The sequence below is a fragment of the Calyptranema fuscum S582 genome (assembly GCF_055793305.1).
The window spans coordinates 108,822-124,935 of sequence record NZ_JBSLYH010000003.1 but is presented as its reverse complement, the minus strand read 5'-3'; the positions used below and the strand labels follow the sequence as shown (position 1 = coordinate 124,935).

Here is a 16,114-nt window from a genome sequence, read left to right as displayed (position 1 = left end):
GGCGCAAAGCGCTATACTCTTCACCGTTGCGAAGTCTTTCGCTGACCGGGTATGTCCTCGATTAAACTGATGATCCAGATGCTCTCTGCACCCAGTCAGCCCCCATTCCTTTAAAGTTAATTTGCAACTATGCCTGAGCAACCCCTTGAGCCAACGCCAATGCCATCCAATCACGACGCTCAATCGGATCCGGACGCTACATCTGCCCATCCTCAATCTCCGAATTCAGAGTTGTTGTCCCAGTCCAGTAATTTTAATCCGCAGCCGCCCAATCCTCGGCCGGTTCATTCCCAAGCGGTTGCCGAAAACCCCTGGATGGAGGCTCTAAAAACGGTTGCTCTGAGTATTTTCCTGGCATTGGGCATTCGTCAGTTTGTTGCAGAAGCCCGTTATATTCCTTCGGAATCGATGGTGCCGACCTTACAAGTTAACGATCGCCTGATTATTGAAAAAATTAGCTATCACTTTGGTGGTCCCAACCGGGGCGACATCGTGGTATTTTGGCCTACCGACAAATTGAAACAAGAAAATCCGAGTTTGAAAGACGCATTTATTAAGCGTGTGATTGGCTTACCGGGTGAAGAAATTCAAGTTCGAGATGGGCTGGTGTTTGTTAATGGCGAGCCACTCGACGAAAACTATATTGCGGCGGCTCCAGATTATCAGTGGGGACCTGAGGTTGTGTCGCCAGATTCCTATCTGGTCCTCGGTGATAACCGCAACAATAGCTATGACAGCCACTTCTGGGGGTATGTCCCCCGTGAAAACATTATTGGGCGTGCTGTTGTTCGCTTCTGGCCGATTGCACGGATTGGCACGATCGGTCCTGAGCCACCGTATCGGGAAGAGGGTGAGCAAGAAGAGTAATCTGACCCCTGAGGATCACGACTGAAATACTCTCAGACGTTTACGTTTGGTAGCACGGCTCTATTGTGATGCCCAAAATACATCGTCGGGCTGACTCAATCCACGATCCTCGACGATTTCTAGAAAAGGTCATCCCAGCAAATCGTAGGGGTGAAGCATTCGGATCATGATTTTCGTCATTTACACAAAGACTATCCAACGAATGCTTTGCCCTCACAGGGGGTAACATCTTTTTCAGAAATCTCCCTAGAACCCTGTCTTGATTTGTGAAGTTCATGTAAGTGATGACGGGTCAGCCTTGTTATTCTCTAAGCAGATTTGCTAAGGTTTCAGCTGAGATTCTGTATTTCAACGCTTTTGATGTCCTTGACGTATCTCTATTTTGATTGATGCTCATTGATGCCGAAGTCATTCAAGACCAATCGACCGTCCGTTCAGACATCGCCATTGTGGGTGCAGGGCCCGCAGGAATTGTCTTAGCCCTGGAATTATCGAAGGCTGGGTATGATGTCGCCTTGATTGAAAGTGGGCGACCGGACTTTTCTGAACCTATCCAAACGCTGAGTGATGCCAATCACTTCGATCCCAACTTTCATGCGCCGATGTCGGAATGTACGCGTCTGCAAGTTGGCGGTGCTTCCGTTATTTGGGGTGGGCGGTGCTTGCCGTATGATCCGGTTGATTTTGACCGACGCAGCTATATTCCCCATTCGTCTTGGCCGATCACCTATGACGAGGTTACGGAGTATTTCCCAAGAGCCTGCGATTATTTTTTCTGCGGGACATCAGAATTTGATGCTCACCATGTTCCGACGATCGCGCAGAAGTCAATCGTGCCGGGGTTACCAGACGGCGATGTGCTGACGTCTACGCTAGAGCGGTGGTCACTGCCTACCAATTTTGGCAAAGAGTATTTCCAGGACTTAAAGCAATCGGAACGGATTAAGCTGCTGTATGGGTTGACCTGTACAGAAATTTCAGCCGCTGAATCGGGAACCCACGTCACTGCCCTTCAGGCTAAAACTCTGGGCGGTAAGTCTCTAAAAATCCAAGCCCGCAAATATATCTTAGCCGGGGGTGCGCTGAATACCACCCGATTGTTGTTGGCTTCCGATCGCCAACAGGCTGGGGGCATTGGCAACCACAGTGGCTTGCTGGGGCGATTTTACATGGGGCACCTGTCGGGAGATATTGCCATGGTGCACTTCACCACCCCTGCCAAAGAGACCGTGTTTGGGTTTGACCAGGATTCAGATCAGATTTATCTGCGACGGCGATTTTCCTTTACCCGTGAGTTTCAGCACGAGAAAGAGCTAAGCAATGTTGTGGCGTGGTTAGGAACTCCCAAATTTGGTGATCCATCCCACGGTAGCGGTGTCTTGTCTCTGGCGTATCTGGCATTGAGTTCGCCGGTATTAGGGAAGCGTCTTACGGCAAAGGCGATCGCCAAGTCAGCAATTGGAGAGAATGCCAAACCCGAAACCTGGGCACACATTCGCAATGTATTACAGGATCTCGGCAATACTCTGACCTTTGCACCGACGTTTGGGTACAAGCGATATATTGCCAAACGAAAAATTCCGGCGTTGTTTGTCTATAGCGCCTCGAATGAGTACTACTTGCATTACCATGCCGAACAGGTGCCCAACCCAAACAGCATGGTGAGCCTGAGTTCAGAAACGGATGCGTTAGGCATGCGAAAGCTGAATATCGATTTGCGTTACACGGCTCAAGACATCGATAGTGTGGTGCGTGCCCATCGCTATTGGGATGAACACCTGAGAAAGCATAAGTGTGGGTATTTGAAATATCTGACGGATGACCTTGAGGCAAGTGTGTGGGAGCAAGCCTCTGATGGCTTTCACCAAATTGGCACAACCCGAATGTCAGAGCATCCCAGTGATGGTGTGGTTGGGCTAAATTGCAACGTTCATGGATTTGATGATTTGTTTGTTGCCAGCAGTTCTAACTTTGTTACGTCTGGGCAAGCCAATTCAACCTTCATGATTGTCACCTTAGCCCTGCGATTGGCAGATCATCTTAAGCGAAAACTACCGCAATCACCATCCCAACCCTATGAGGTTAGCCAGTCGGCTTTATCGTAGTAATAAAATCCCAGTTTTAGGGTGGCGCGGCGAAGCCGCGCCACCCTAAAACTGGGATCCTATTTTCTTGTGGGTTCCTGGGGTTCAGACGCGCATTTCGTCTAAACTCCGCCTATACCAATTTCCTCAAGGTGGGCTGAACTATAGCATTTCGCGTCTGGATAGATTAAGAGTGGTTGTTGAGAGAGACGCGCTCCGCGCGTCTCTCTCTCAAGCGTTAAGTGGTTTTTGCCCAGGTCTTGACGACTTGACCTTTGATTTCGTGTCCCCACCAGGGGGTATTGGTCGCCAGCGATTTCAGGTTGGATTTGTTCACGACCCAGGAGGCTTGGGGGTCAAACAAGGTGAGTTCGGCGGGTTGCCCGATGGCGATGCTGGCGGGTGATTGTTGCAAACATTGGGCAGGCTGTGTACTCAGACTGCGCCAGAGGGTGAGAGCAGATAATGTGCCAGAAACAACGAATTCTTGCCAGAGCAGGGGCAGTGCCAGTTCCAACCCGATTGCACCGGCAGGGGCTTCGGCAAAGGCGACAGTTTTTTCTTCGTAGGTGTAGGGGCTATGGTCGATGGCGATCGCATCCAGCACGCCGTCTTGGATACCCTGAATCAGAGCTTCCTGGTCTTCGGGATTACCCAGCGGAGGATCGAGACGTAAGTTGGGGTCGTAGCTACCAACCGCCGTAATGTTCAGCAGTAAATGCATCCAGGTTGCGCTGGCAGTGATGGGTAAGCCGTTGGCTTTGGCAGCCCGCACCATCTCCACTCCCCGAGCCGTCGAAATCCGCATCAGGTGAATGGGCGGAGCCGTGGGGTCGAGCAGTTCCAGTAAGCTGGCGATCGCCGTTGTTTCGGCACTGGCAGGACTACCCGGTAAACCCAGACGAATCGATTCGCTGCCTTCGCGGACGACACCATTGGCAGCCAGATCGCGATCGCAACACCAGAAAGCCAGAGGATGATGGAGGGGACGGGTATAGTCCAGCAGTCGGCGAATCAGTAAGCTATGGGGCAACGGTTTGCCATCGGTAAAGCCCACCACCCCAGCGTCTGACAATTCCATCAATTCTGTAAGTTGTTTGCCCTCGGTGGCTAGGGTTAAGGCACCCCAATGGGATAGAGCAATTGGCAGATCGGGATAGCGCTTCAGGGCATTGCGAAACAGATCCAGCACCGCTGGCTGATCCAAGACGGGATCGGTATCGGGCAGCAGGGTTAACCGCGTAAACCCACCTGCGATCGCCGCTTGCATCAACGACAACAGCGTTTCTCTGGACTCAAACCCCGGTTCTCCCGAATGGCTATAGAGATCGACTAATCCAGGGCCCAACACCAACCCAGGGCGATCGTAAACGTGAACGGACTCCGGTACCGACTCAATCGAATCGGCGATCGCTTTGATCAGCCCATCTTCGATCCAGACATCAGCCACACCATCGGCATTGTTCAGCGGATCCAGCAGTCGGACTTGGCGGAGCAGTTCGCTAGACATAGACGATCTCTCTACAACGCTCCTGCGGCGGTTTTATCGAGGACACTACCGCTCAAGTGGCTGGTGATATTAAGGGATTGGATCAACGGTTGGCTGCTGCTGTTGTCGTAGTCGATTACCGTAACCGACCCATTGCCTTGCTTAAACGTCCAAAAATAATCGGGTCCCTTACCCGTCAGATGGCAAAGGATGGCTTTGTTAATGGCATCATGTGCCACCACCAAAACAGTCGTCACCTGACCGGGCTCAACCGGGGTAGAGGCAACGATCGCGTCCCAGGATGCGATCGCTCGTTGCCAAACATCTTGCAGGTTTTCGCCTTCGGGCATTTGCACCACTTCTGGCGATCGCTTCCATTGCTCCAGTTCTACGGGATAAAGCTGGTTAATTTCTTCTTCCAGCTTGCCTTCCCATAGCCCATGACTGATTTCCCGCAGTTCGTGATCCAGTTCCAGTTGCACGTCGGGATGTTTTTGTAGAATGATTTCAGCCGTTTCTTTTGGACGCAGCATCGGGCTGGTGACGGCTCGTTGAATGGGAATGTCACGCAAGAAAGCCGCCGCTTTGGCAGATTGCGATCGCCCTTCCTCATTCAATGGCACATCGATTTGACCCTGAAACTTTTTCTGCCGATTCCAATCCGTTTCGCCGTGCCGCACTAACAACAGGCGAATCCCCTGCTTGCCCCTAAACCCTGGCATTGGTTTATCGAGATGTGTCACCAGGTTGAGCGATTCTAACTGCGCCGGATCACCAAAGACGCCAGAAAAATTCAGCACATTAATGCCGCAATTGGCTTGATAGAACGATTTGTAGTTGGTGACATCCAACCCCAACGCCGTGCAGATCAGCGCTCGGTTGATAGCACTATGGGCAACAACAAGGATGGTCTGGTTGGGATGATTGCCGAGCGTGTCTTGCCAAAACCGCTTTGCCTGTTCGTATAAATCCACCACCGGATAGAACTCAAGGGTGCCTGTCTCGGTGGGCACAGACATATGTAGCTCATGGGGGCGATCGTGCCACACCTGATACTGGTCTGGGAATTTTTCTTTGATCTCATCAAAGGGCATTCCTTCCCAGAGCATTAAGTTGATTTCTTTGAGATCATCACTGAAGTGGAGATCGCCCACAGGTGGAACCGTCTGATTGTGATTTGCCAGAATCAGTTCTGCGGTGGTTTTTGCCCGTTGCAGCGGGCTGCTGTAAGCTGCATCTAACTGCAAGCCTTGTAGCGCAAGACCGACTTTCACGGCATCTTCACGCCCTTCGACTGTCAAGTTAGACTCATCACAATGACCCTGTACTTTTCGCTGAACATTAAAAGTACTGGTGCCGTGCCGCACAAGAATAACGCGAGTAGCCAGGGCTGTGTCCTCCTTGAAATAAGTCATGTTGGGATTCGAGTCACGCGGGATAAAGGCGGCTCGATCCATCTACCACGGGTGTGCGATCGCTGTTGGGCGATCGCTGCCCTGCTATGGATTGTGAACGAGGATGCGGGTGTAGTGCAGCTCAGCCGTGCTATACCTGCATCGCCACGCTCAAACCCATATTGTCGATTCAGAGACGATCTAAACGGCTGATTTTTAGTAGGGTTGGGATATTAAGCGATCCCTTCTTCTCATCCCTGTTCGCATAGGGCGTCGAGATCGTGGATTTTATAAAACCGAAAGTTTACCTCTGGCAGCACGATAGTGCCGTACTGCCAAAAATAAACTTCTGCATTTTATTTAATTTCTGATCTTTTAAGTCCATTTCACAGGGTAATCAGAAGCATTCTAACCTGTCTTAAGCGCATCGGCTTAACCTGTTGATCCGTTCACGGCAATTCTCAGGGCATGAAATACACGGTGTTGTGTGAGAGCCGCGCTCCGCGCGGCTCTCACACAACAAACACAATCTACCCGCGAAGCGCTACAGGCAGAGGTTTCATGCTCAAAAGCGCTGCAAAATCAGCAACGCTGGGGGAAGAGTGCGATAATGCCAGACAGGAAAGAAGCAACGGGTTTCAGAGAGTTTCGTGGAGGCAAGATTTCTATCAATGGTCAATAGCTCACAGGAATCGGTAACGTCCCTGAAACGGTTGGTTTTACTACTGCTAACTGTTATTGTCGTGGTTCAAGTTAGCGTCTCGTTATTCGCCAGTTGGGATGCTCCCCAAATTACCAGCCGTTTGCAACTGTATCAAACCGATCTGATCCTTCATGCCTCCGAGTTTAAGACCCCCGACGTTTCAGAAGCCCAGGAACAATCTGCCATTAAAGCGTTTTTGGGAGACAATCCTTTAAAAACAGCTTTAGAACAATATCAATCGGTTCGGCAATCGGCTCAAGATAATTTAGCAAAGCTGGAGCGGCAGTTAAAACAAGCTGAGGCAGACCCGGCGATCGCCCAGTCGCTGCAAAAAGCGTTGCAACAACAACAGATTTCGATCGCCCAAATTGATTTACGTATTGGCATTATTCAGGCAGAACAGGGAGACTTAAATCCAGCATTAACGCTATGGGACAGCCTCACTGAAAAAACGCCCCGGACGGACGCCGAGCAATTTTCAACCGAAAGTAAACCGCGCGCGGTTGTGGAAGCGGCACGGGTGTTGCTGGGGTTATGGAGTGATCCGCCCCGGTTATTGCCCGATGCTGAGGCAACGATTGAGGAAACGTTGGATGGCTGGTTTCGCTATCAGACGTTAGATCGCCTCTACCAATTACAACAACGCAACGATGCGATCGCACCGTTACAGGCGGCTGAACAGCAAATTGCCCAGGAAACGTTGCTAAAACTGGCACTGGTCAGCGTTTTCCCAATGTTGGGGTTTGTGGTTGGGATTGGCTTGCTGGTGATTTTGTTGATTCAACGCGGGGTCAAAGGGAAAGATGCTGTTTTGGCTCAAAATGGGGAAACTGCCTGGGAAACCCCCTGGGACTGGGAAACGATTGTGCAAGTCCTGGTTGTGGGGTTTTTCTTTGTTGGGCAACTGTTTGTCCCCCGGTTGTTGCGTTTGATTCTCTCCAGTGGGTTTAACTTTACGATGTTTGGCAGCCGTGCCCAGGCCGTTTCGGTGCTGACATCTTATGTGTTTGTCGCCGGGGCAACGCTGCTGATTCTTTATCTGTCGATCAGAAGCAAGCTGCCGTTGCCGGAAGGATGGTTTCGTGTGAAGCTGCGCAGTCGCTGGTGGCTGTGGGGCATTGGCGGATATCTGATAGCACTGCCGCTGATGATTTTGGTATCGCTGGTGAATCAGCGCATCTGGCAAGGCGAAGGGGGCAGCAATCCCTTATTGCAAATTGTCCTGGAGGAAAATGATCCAGTGGCGTTAGGGATTTTCTTATTTACCGCCGCGATCGCCGCGCCCGTGTTTGAAGAGTTGCTGTTTCGCGGATTTTTGCTGCCCTCCTTAACTCGCTATGTCTCGGTTAGTAAAGCGATCGCCCTGAGTGGGTTGATTTTTGCGATCGCCCATTTGAGCTTATCGGAAGTTTTGCCGCTGACCGTATTGGGTACTGTGCTGGGCCTGGTCTATACGCGATCGCGCAGTCTTTTGGCACCGATGTTGCTCCATAGTTTGTGGAACAGCGTCACGATGCTGGGGTTGTTTATTTTGGGTAGTGGCGGCAAGTGAAGGTTTTGTTCTTGCACAATAATTTCCCGGCTCAGTACCGTTCTGTGGCAACAGCATTGGCACAGGATCCGGGGAACAAAATTGTGTTTGCGACCAAAAACACAGAGACGGAACTGCCGGGTATCCCGAAAGCCATCTTTGCACCCAGCCGTGAACCCCATGCCAACATTCACTTTTATGTGCGTCCGTTTGAAGCGGCAGTGTTGCATGGGCAAGCCGTGTTTCGCTTAGCCGACCAACTTAAGGCGATCGGGTTTATTCCCGATATCATCTGCGGTCATTCGGGCTGGGGGTCCGCCATGTTTATCAAAGATGTGTTTCCTGATGTACCGTTGTTGTGCTACTTCGAGTGGTTTGTTCATGCACGGGGTACAGATCTGGATTTTGACCCCAGCGATCCGCCCAGCATGGATGATGTTCTGCGCAGCCGTGCCAGCAATGCGGCTATCTTGATGGACTTGCATAGCTGTGATTGGGGACTTTCACCCACCCATTGGCAACGCCGTCAGTTTCCTGCCGACTACCACCCCAAAATCAGCGTGTTGCACGATGGCATTGATACCGACTACTTCCATCCCGCACCCGGCGCTAAGTTGGTTTTGCCTGACCATGATCTTGACCTATCGCAGGTGGATGAACTGGTGACCTATGTGGCACGGGGAATGGACTTGTATCGCGGATTTCCCCAATTTATTCAGGCGATCGCCCATGTATTAGAACGTCGTCCCCATTGCCATGTGGCGATCGTTGCTGCGGATCGAGTGGCGTATGGCAAACCTCGTCCTGATGGCACCAGCTACAAAGACTGGATGCTGCAACAAGTGCCCCTCGATCTGTCGCGGGTTCATTTCATTGGTACGTTGCCTTACAAGTTGTATCGCAAAGTGATCCAGGCTTCGTCGGTGCATGTCTATCTGACTCGACCGTTTGTGCTGTCCTGGTCGATGCTCGAAGCCATGTCTACCGGATGCTTACTGGTGGCGTCTGATACTCCACCCGTGACCGAAGTCATCCGCGATGGCGAAAATGGACTGCTGGTCGATTTCTTTAATCCCCAAGACATTAGCGATCGCATCAATGAAGCGCTGGATCACCCGACCCGTCTGCAATCCATTCGCGACAACGCTCGCCAGACTGTGCTAAATCACTATGCTCGCACCACCCTCCTACCCAAACATTTGCAACTGCTAGAAGACGTGGCAAATGGCAGGATGGAGCAATGGTTGTGAGAGAGTCGCGCGCCGCGCGACTCTCTCACATAACCTTGATGGTTGCCATAGCAAATTTGTTAAATTTAAACCTCAAAGCTTTCCCATGTCCCAGTCCCTACATCGACCAGGCAACGGGTTCAACTTGCTCAGGTGCCGGGATATTATTCGCAACAGTGCTACAGCTATTGCCCTGACTGAGGGTGGAGCGGGCGGCGCGCCAGTCTTGAAGTTGTTGTCGGAAACCGACGAGTTGCTGGCGATAAGACGGGGTAATGCTAGACGAGCCGATTAACGGGGCGATCGCTCCCATTGCACCATCCCAGTCGTTTTGGCAGACGGCTTCGCGCAGAGTCAGGTAGAGTTGCTGAACGGCAATATCTTGACCTTGATCGGTAACCGTTTGGGTATAAGCCGCAGAAGTACCTTGCGCCGATTGCGAGAAGATCACCTCTCGACCACACTCGGCATAGCCGCTGTAATAAGCGCCCGCCGCCCGCCAGCTTTCTAATTGGTGCCGAAAATTAACTAGTTGCTGGCGGTAAGCAGGTGTAATGCTGGGCGAACCAATCATCGGTTCAACCAGGTTTAAAGCGCCATTCCAGTCATTCTGACAAACAGACTGCTGCAACTGCGCATAAAGTTGATCGACGCCCACATCTTGAGCGGTGGGATTGTAAGCCTGTGCTGCTTGCTGCAATCCGCCCAAAATCAGGAAGGCAGGGGTTAAAGCGGCAACTGAGTAAACCGTTTTCTGCATAATGAGCTGACAGAATTTTTTCTAATCTTCAGCTCAATCGACAGAGAATCCGGTTATTTTTGGGGTGAATGGCGATCGCCCCGATCTGAATATAGCGCTACGCACTTAGGTTAGGACGGGGTGCAGGGGTAAAACCCCTGCGTGGGGCACCGCCCCACACCCCAACGTCCTAACGTGACTACGTAAAGCTATACCAGTTTCATTAACGATTGCACCAGATCCCCTAATGGTGCATGGCGATGCGCCCTTACAGAAGATTGATGTGCCGTGCAGTCTGTTTCAATCGGTATGACGCTGGAAAATTGGGATTGCGATAGAACATCACCGAAGATTAGAGATATAGCGATCCTCAATCCGGTGTGAAAGCGCCCGCCCTTCGGGCGGGCGCTTTCACACCGGATCATTTTCACAGATCAAATAGGATTGCTATAAAGGTTATTAAAATGGGATGGTGATGTTCTAGAGTCGGTGTTAATGGTTTGGAAGCGCGGCGACGCCACGCTTCAGGGGCGCAGTCTTCAACTCTGAGAGTGCAATGTTTATTATTACCCTATGCAACAATTTGTTTTAATGTATGCAAAGGAAATACAATATTGAATCTTCGATGTTTCTTGCAACTCTGCCGTAAAATCAGAGTTTCACCCTTGCAAAAATCTGTAACGTTTTGGTGATATCGGGAAGCATATGCCAGGTCAAATCTTAGGCGATCGCTACGAAGTAGAAAAGCAGCTCGGGAAAAAGGCTGGGCGATGGACATTGCTCGCTCGCGATCTGGTTACAGATTCCCCTGTGATTCTTAAAGTTCTATTTATTGACGATGAGATGCACCAGGATGATCTCAAACTCTTTACCCGAGAAGTGCAAACGCTACAAACTCTCGATCATCCAGCAACACCAAAATATTTAGGATACTTTGAAATTGATTTAGCCAATGATGGCAAGGCACTTGCCTTGATCCAAAGTTACATTGACGGGGTTTCGTTAGAGCAATATCTCAGCAAAGGACGGACACTCAGCGAAAAAGAAGCACTGTTGCTGGCAAAAGCGGTTCTCAAAATATTGATCTACCTGCACGATCACGATCCGCCGATTGTGCATCGCGATATTAAACCCAGTAATGTGTTGCTATCGAGCCGCACCGAAGACTCGGCAGCGAAGGTCAGCCTGGTTGATTTTGGCTCGGTGAAATCGTTTGGGGTGAGCGATCACACCAGTTTTACCATGGTGGGCACCGATGGCTATATGCCGCCCGAACAAATGGGTCGGCGTGCGGTTCGGGCTTCTGACCTGTATGGGCTGGGGATGACGTTGATTCGAGCGATCGCTGAACTAGAGCCGGAAGAGATGCCCAAGCGGGGATTTCGGGTAGAAGTCAATGAAATTGAGCAACTCAGAGCTTGTAATCCGGCGTTTGTTGCCTGGTTGCAGCAAATGACCGAACCGGAGTTAGATAAGCGGTTTATGTCGGCGCAAGAAGCATTGGATGCGTTGAGAAGTATTCAACAGTCTGTCGTGGCATCGTGAACTTGTACTCGTTTAGTGCAGAAATGGTGTTGTGGGGCACTCCGCGCCCCACAACACCGTACGGAATCAATCTGCACAGTGCTATAAACTTGGGATCGTGGCTTTAATAAAACTCAATTCTTTTTGAGAGAGTGACGGCTCCGCCGTCACTCTCTCAAAAGGAATTACAGGTTATTTAATGTGGGATTCTTAATAAAACAAGCCTTTGAACCAGATTTGTAATTCTGGCAAAAATTTGGCAGCTAATACGCCACCCAGGAAGCCAAAAACATGACCCTGCCAGGATACCTTTTCTCGAATGGGTAACAGCCCTAAAAGCATACTGCCATAGAGCAACGAGACTAAGACCGCAAATGCGATCGCCCCGACACTACGTTCAAAATATCCCCGCAACAAAAAAAAGCCCAAATAGCCAAAAGCAATGCCACTGGCACCAATATGATTGCCCTTGGGCGAAGCCAGTAACCAGATTCCCAAACCACTAATTAACCAGCTAACAAAGGTGACGATAAAAAAATATTCCACCTGCCAAATGATTAACAACCCTCCCAAGACAGCCAGGGCTGAACTGTTGGCAACAATATGAGCAAAGTCATCATGCAGTAGGGGCGCAAATAAGATGCCCTTTAACCCTTTGTCAGTTTGCGGATGAATACCAAATTCGTTTTTGAGTGAGCCTCCTAACGCCTGGTCTAACACCCAGACGATCCACATTCCACCAATAAAACCAAACAAAATTCGGGCATGACTGGTCAAGTCCACGGAATGCTCAATCGGGGTCATCACGGCTTTAATGATTTCACTAAAACTTTTTCGTCAGCTTGGAGGGAGTGAACCCTTCAGAGAAAGGGCTGAAGATCTTCAGGTTTAATCAAGTTCCAGTTTTATGGTGGTGCGGCGAAGCTGCGCCACCACAAGATTGAGATTTATATGTCTAGTAGACGCCATTAGAAGTTTGACAACCCCCACCCGCTATGTTGCAAAATTTGGTGTTTGCAACACTCGTCCCTTAGGATCGTGGATTTTATAAAACCGAAGATTTATGGTTGAAGCGAGGCAACGCCGCGCCTGCAAACATCAACTTTGGATTTTAATTAATGCGTGATCCTTAGAGATATAGACAATCTAGACTGGAAAATATTCTAAGCTGGAAAACTCTGAATGTAATATGAATCTCTGCAAAAAGTTATAGAAGAAAGTATTAAAGCAAGGGTTAATCGGAATGACAAACGAGTTAATTTCGAACTTTTGTAACTTCTACAGAAAGGGGCTGAACACTTTTAAAAACAGGAACAACTTGGTGACAATGCTTGCAAAACCAATAGACATGACCGCGACTAATATGACGTAAGACAGTATGAGAGCAGAAGGGGCAATCTGGCGTCGTATTCATAGACCCTCCAATAGTGACATTTAATAATCTGTATAAAGTTCATTTACTGTCTCATACTTGGTTGTTAATGTATTCTCGCCAACGACAGATCCGACCGTTGTAGAAATTGATCATGATGTCATTTTTGGCGCGGTTCAGTTGACCTGAATTGAGTTCCCCTAATCAGAAATAGCGCACGGCATAGGGATAGGAAGAAAGTATTTCGTGGGCAACCGCAGGTTGCCCATGAAATACTTTTATCTTTAAGTAATGTTGAGAATTACATCACTTTGAGATAATGCACACTGAATAATTGGTGTGGATCTGTCCACACGTGTTTGGGTTGGAAGCCTGCGGCGACGGCTAATTCCTGAAAGTCGGCAATGCTGTATTTATAGGAATATTCAGTCCGCACTCGTTCGCCTGCTTGAAACGCGATCGCAGTCTGATCGAAATGAACCACCTGATCGTTTAGGCTTTCCAGATACATTTCAATCCGCCCGATGGGGTTATAAAAAGCACGATATTGAAACTGGTTGAGATCAAAGTCAGCCCCCAATTCACGATTCATGCGATGGAGTAAGTTAAGCGCAAACGCTGCCGAGATACCCTGTGAATCGTTATAGGCAGGTTCTAAAATGTCGGCACTCTTTTTCAAATCCACACCAATGAGTAAGCCTCCGTCGGGTTGCACGACATGGGCAGCATTTTTGAGGAATTGAATGGCATCTTCCGGTTCCAGATTGCCGATGGTAGAGCCGGGGAAAAAGCCGATTTTAGATTTACCGGAAAGCGATGGAATCTGGGGTAATTCTAGAGGACGGGTGTAGTCTGCACAAATGGCGATCGCTTCCAGATCAGGATAAAGACGCACCAGTTCCACACAAGATTCATACAAATGTTGCTTGGAAATATCGAGTGCAATATAGGTTCTCAGGTGAGGAGCTGCGTCTAATAAGATACGAATTTTTTGACTGCTGCCACTACCAAACTCAATCAACACTCCATCTTCAATTAAACCTGCAATTTCAGCCGCATTGCTGCGCAAAATTTGCATTTCAGTGCGCGTTAGATAATACTCTTCCAATGTGCAAATGGCATCAAATAATTCTGCACCTTGCTTATCGTAGAGAAATTTAGGGGCGATCGCTTTTTCGGACTGATGTAATCCGTTCAACACTTCAGCATGAAAATCATCGATTGCCGGATGAAGATCATAAAATTTTACGTTTGATTGATCGTCATGTTGAGCGTTTGTATCAACGTTCAGTGTAAAAACCATGTACTTGCTCCTCAATAAACTTGAAAGTATGGCTCTACGCAATCCAGTAGGACATTCGGGGGTGGGGACACCGCACTCATGCAGGGGTTTCACTCCCTGTACCCCGTCCTAGCGCTAATCCGTACTGCTGTATTACGCATCACAGATTTAATCTCATTCGAACATTTGGTTTGGCGCGTGCAACATTGCTGCACGCGCCGAACTGACCTGGGTTCTAACTCCGTTGGTGTTGACCTGGCATCAAGGCTTAGTGTTGTTAATTAGGGTGAGCCACTTAATGGGACGAACCTAACGATGAGCTGAATGATAAGCCTTGTTACATTGCCAATCGAATTCCAGAAAACTGCCAGCGGGCTGAGGGTGGGAAAAAGTTGCGATAGGTGGAACGAATATGATCGGGTGGGGTCACACAAGAGCCACCGCGCAACACCATTTGATTGCACATAAACTTGCCATTGTATTCACCGATCGCACCGGCTACAGTCTTAAATCCGGGATAGGGCAGATAAGCACTTTGAGTCCATTCCCAAACATCCCCAAAGAGTTGATCAGGACGAGTGACCCCGCTTGCCGGAATCGGATGCAAAAAGCCTGTTTCTAAGAAATTACCCCGTTGTTCGACCTGGCTGGCAGCCACTTCCCATTCTGCCTCAGATGGCAGACGCTTCCCTGCCCAACGAGCATAGGCATCGGCTTCATAAAAGCTGACATGGCAAACAGGTTCATGCTCACTCAGGGGGCGTAACCCTGCCAGAGTCATGACCCACCATTGATCTGCTATCTTTTCCCAATACAACGGACTTTGCCAGCGTTCACGGCAAATGGTTGCCCAGCCTTCTGACAGCCAATATTCTGGCTTTTCGTATCCACCCGCATTGATAAATTCTAAGTACTCCCCATTCGTCACTAGCCGCGCTGCCAGCCAGTAATCGTTTAGGTAAACAGAATGTCGTGGTGTTTCGTTATCAAAGGCAAAGTCATTACCCTCATAGCCAATCTGATTAACGCCTCCCGGATAGTCGAGCCATTGTTCTTTAGCCGCGATCGCATTGACTTCAGGAGTTAGTAAATCTGTACGATAGGCAGGACGAAGTGGATTATACGCCAGGATGTGTTTTAGGTCAGTTAGCAATAGTTCTTGATGTTGTTGCTCATGATGCAAACCTAACGTAATCAAATCTTCGATTTCAACGTTTCCAAGTTGTTCTTGAATCAGCGTTTGCATTGCTTGATCGACGTAGGCTCGATAGCGATAGACGTCTTCTACCGTTGGGCGAGAAAGTAGTCCACGCTGGGGGCGAGGATGTCGTTCCCCGATCGCTTCATAGTACGAATTGAACAAATAGCCAAACTTAGGATGAAAGACAGTGTAATGCTGAAGATGCGGTTCTAGCAAAAACGTTTCAAAAAACCAGGTGGTGTGAGCCAGGTGCCACTTGGGCGGGCTGACATCGGGCATGGTTTGAATCACGTAGTCTTCGATTGCCAATGGTTGACAAATCTGCTGACTGAGAGACCGAACAGACTGGTAGCGATCGCTTAAAGATAGCGCCGTGCCCGTCGGTGAGCAAGAAAGTTTAGATAACATAAAAAAATCTTTCGTTACGTTGAGGGAAATGGGAATAGGTATGCCAAAACAAAGCCTGGCAAATCATCCCATGCAACAGTGACCTGCTTTAAGCTTCAGCGATGAGGGTTAAGACGAGATTGAGCATCCCATCGCTGACCCCTAGCGATGACCCATCGATTGTAAACAAAGAAGGTAGAATCAGGCTCCTACTCAAGGATAGAGAGATGTTGATAGAACTGATTATTTCTCGCTCACGTGCAGCGAAAGTGATAATGACCTAAGGAGTTTACTGAGCGCAACTGATGCCTG

At 49.3% G+C, this 16,114-nt stretch carries 11 protein-coding genes; 5 read left to right on the top strand and 6 right to left on the bottom strand.

Features of this window, described 5'->3' with window-relative positions:
• Positions 1 to 234: 234 nt before the first annotated feature.
• Positions 235 to 867: a signal peptidase I gene (gene lepB / locus ACR6Z4_RS03450; RefSeq protein WP_479715957.1), complete on the top strand. Its 633-nt coding sequence runs from the start codon at positions 235 to 237 to the stop codon at positions 865 to 867.
• A gap of 389 nt (positions 868 to 1,256) precedes the next feature.
• Positions 1,257 to 2,972: an FAD-dependent oxidoreductase gene (locus ACR6Z4_RS03445; protein WP_479715820.1), complete on the top strand. Its 1,716-nt coding sequence runs from the start codon at positions 1,257 to 1,259 to the stop codon at positions 2,970 to 2,972.
• Between the two features lie 217 nt (positions 2,973 to 3,189).
• Here ACR6Z4_RS03445 and ACR6Z4_RS03440 read toward each other — a convergent pair whose 3' ends face one another.
• The gene (locus tag ACR6Z4_RS03440; RefSeq protein ID WP_479715819.1) at positions 3,190 to 4,461 is read right to left on the bottom strand and encodes a dihydroorotase; all 1,272 of its coding nucleotides are present in this window, start codon (positions 4,459 to 4,461) and stop codon (positions 3,190 to 3,192) included.
• An 11-nt stretch (positions 4,462 to 4,472) separates the two neighbouring features.
• Positions 4,473 to 5,855, bottom strand: a complete 1,383-nt coding sequence (locus ACR6Z4_RS03435) for a histidine phosphatase family protein (RefSeq protein ID WP_479715818.1) — start codon at positions 5,853 to 5,855, stop codon at positions 4,473 to 4,475.
• 650 nt (positions 5,856 to 6,505) lie between these two features.
• Between ACR6Z4_RS03435 and ACR6Z4_RS03430 the strand changes: the two genes are divergently transcribed.
• Positions 6,506 to 8,089, top strand: a complete 1,584-nt coding sequence (locus ACR6Z4_RS03430) for a lysostaphin resistance A-like protein (protein ID WP_479715817.1) — start codon at positions 6,506 to 6,508, stop codon at positions 8,087 to 8,089.
• Positions 8,086 to 9,318 carry a glycosyltransferase family 4 protein gene (locus ACR6Z4_RS03425; protein ID WP_479715816.1) on the top strand — a complete coding sequence of 411 codons (1,233 nt, stop codon included), beginning with the start codon at positions 8,086 to 8,088 and terminating at the stop codon, positions 9,316 to 9,318. The genes ACR6Z4_RS03430 and ACR6Z4_RS03425 overlap by 4 nt, the downstream gene beginning before the upstream one ends.
• Positions 9,319 to 9,415: 97 nt before the next feature.
• Here the strand turns inward: ACR6Z4_RS03425 and ACR6Z4_RS03420 are convergent, their stop codons facing one another.
• Positions 9,416 to 10,057 (bottom strand): hypothetical protein, encoded by a 642-nt coding sequence (locus ACR6Z4_RS03420; protein WP_479715815.1) that lies wholly within the window; start codon positions 10,055 to 10,057, stop codon positions 9,416 to 9,418.
• 684 nt (positions 10,058 to 10,741) lie between these two features.
• Between ACR6Z4_RS03420 and ACR6Z4_RS03415 the strand changes: the two genes are divergently transcribed.
• Entirely contained in the window at positions 10,742 to 11,581 is an 840-nt protein-coding gene (locus ACR6Z4_RS03415; protein ID WP_479715814.1) for a serine/threonine protein kinase, read from the top strand.
• 189 nt (positions 11,582 to 11,770) lie between these two features.
• Here the strand turns inward: ACR6Z4_RS03415 and ACR6Z4_RS03410 are convergent, their stop codons facing one another.
• From ACR6Z4_RS03410 to egtB, 3 genes are all read right to left on the bottom strand, one after another.
• A complete protein-coding gene (locus ACR6Z4_RS03410; protein ID WP_479715813.1) occupies positions 11,771 to 12,364 on the bottom strand; it encodes a rhomboid family intramembrane serine protease in 594 nt (197 codons plus the stop codon).
• Positions 12,365 to 13,233: 869 nt separating this feature from the next.
• Positions 13,234 to 14,235 carry an L-histidine N(alpha)-methyltransferase gene (gene egtD, locus ACR6Z4_RS03405; RefSeq protein ID WP_479715812.1) on the bottom strand — a complete coding sequence of 334 codons (1,002 nt, stop codon included), beginning with the start codon at positions 14,233 to 14,235 and terminating at the stop codon, positions 13,234 to 13,236.
• A 316-nt stretch (positions 14,236 to 14,551) separates the two neighbouring features.
• Positions 14,552 to 15,823 carry an ergothioneine biosynthesis protein EgtB gene (gene egtB, locus ACR6Z4_RS03400; RefSeq protein ID WP_479715811.1) on the bottom strand — a complete coding sequence of 424 codons (1,272 nt, stop codon included), beginning with the start codon at positions 15,821 to 15,823 and terminating at the stop codon, positions 14,552 to 14,554.
• Positions 15,824 to 16,114: the final 291 nt, after the last annotated feature.